Below are 339 nucleotides of genomic sequence, written 5' to 3'. Positions count from 1 at the left end.
TCGGCCGCGACCACCTCGACACCGGCTCGGTGGCGAGCCCGAACCGCGAAACGGAATCGATGAAGGACGGCTCGGACGCGGTGAGCGACTGGCCGCTGCTCAATGCGCTGCTGAACACGGCGGGCGGTGCGTCGTGGGTCTCGCTGCACCACGGCGGCGGCGTGGGCATGGGCTTTTCGCAGCACTCGGGGGTGGTGATCGTGGCGGACGGCACGCAGGCGGCGCACGAGCGTCTGGGCCGCGTGCTGCTCAACGATCCGGCCACGGGCGTGATGCGCCACGCGGATGCCGGCTACGAACTCGCGCAGCAGACCGCGCGCGAGGCAGGCCTCAAGCTGC

Annotated in this window: 1 pseudogene; it reads left to right on the top strand. The window is 71.7% G+C overall.

Annotated features, from left to right (window positions below):
- Positions 1 to 339: pseudogene (locus AB3X99_RS40980) on the top strand (urocanate hydratase); the annotation flags it as partial.

This window comes from Paraburkholderia sp. BR10882 (genome assembly GCF_040948855.1).
In the GTDB taxonomy this organism is placed as follows: domain Bacteria; phylum Pseudomonadota; class Gammaproteobacteria; order Burkholderiales; family Burkholderiaceae; genus Paraburkholderia; species Paraburkholderia nodosa_A.
The sequence above is the reverse complement of the archived record's forward strand: the minus strand, read 5'-3'. Positions and strand labels throughout refer to the sequence as shown.